At 49.1% G+C, this 986-nt stretch carries 1 protein-coding gene and 1 tRNA gene; one reads left to right on the top strand and one right to left on the bottom strand.

Features of this window, described 5'->3' with window-relative positions:
* Nucleotides 1-58: 58 nt before the first annotated feature.
* Nucleotides 59-135 (bottom strand) — tRNA-Pro (locus A3750_RS22410).
* Nucleotides 136-353: 218 nt separating this feature from the next.
* Here A3750_RS22410 and A3750_RS22405 point away from each other — a divergent pair.
* Nucleotides 354-986: tetrahydrofolate dehydrogenase/cyclohydrolase catalytic domain-containing protein (locus tag A3750_RS22405; protein WP_068548877.1), on the top strand; the 633-nt coding region annotated here is incomplete at its 3' end.

Genomic DNA, 986 nt, shown 5'->3' with positions numbered 1-986 from the left:
CCAACTGAGCTACGGGCGCTCGAACCCAGATTCTACCTGTTACATTCTCGTAGAAAATTGGTCGGGGTAGAGAGATTCGAACTCCCGACATCCTGCTCCCAAAGCAGGCGCGCTACCAGACTGCGCTATACCCCGACTCATCATTGCTTGGGTTACCCCTCACAAGATGGCGCGAATAATACAGACGGTTTTTAACCTCGTCAACATTTAATCTCGCTAAAAAGTTAAAATATTTTGTGCCTGCAAATACCCTTTAACTTAGATCAGCAAAACACTTTTTATTATGAAAAGACCATGAGAAAATGCGCATCCTGAGTTAGCCACCGCACCCACTGAGTGTCACAAGTATTCTAATGAGCGCAAACATTATCGACGGCAAGAGAATTGCCGACAACCTGAAGGGCGAAATCGCCAAACAAGTTGAGTCAAGAGTAAAAGAAGGCAAGAGAAGACCTGGCCTCGCCGTCATTCTGGTAGGCGACGACCCTGCCTCGCAGGTATACGTTCGCAACAAAACAAATGCCTGCGAAAAAATAGGGTTCACTTCCGAAGCAATTATCCTTCCTGCATCTACGCAACAGGAAGAACTTGAAACCCTTATCGACAAGTTCAACAACGCGCCAGAAATGGACGGCATACTCGTTCAGCTTCCGCTTCCCGATCACCTAGACAGCGACGCATTGCTAGAACGCATCAGACCGGACAAAGATGTTGACGGCTTTCACCCGTTCAATCTTGGCAGGCTCGCGCAGCGACTTCCTCTTTTAAGACCCTGCACCCCAAAAGGAATCATTACCTTGCTCGAAAGCACGGGCCAAACAATCCGTGGTAAAGATGCGGTCATTGTTGGCGCTTCGAACATAGTCGGTCGCCCAATGGGACTGGAACTGCTTTTGGCAGGCTGCACAGTCACCACAACCCATCGATTCACGCGCAACCTACCAGAGAAAGTTTCTCAGGCAGACATAGTTATCGTTGCGGCCGGT

Source organism: Oleiphilus sp. HI0079, assembly GCF_001635105.1.
The sequence above is the reverse complement of the archived record's forward strand: the minus strand, read 5'-3'. Positions and strand labels throughout refer to the sequence as shown.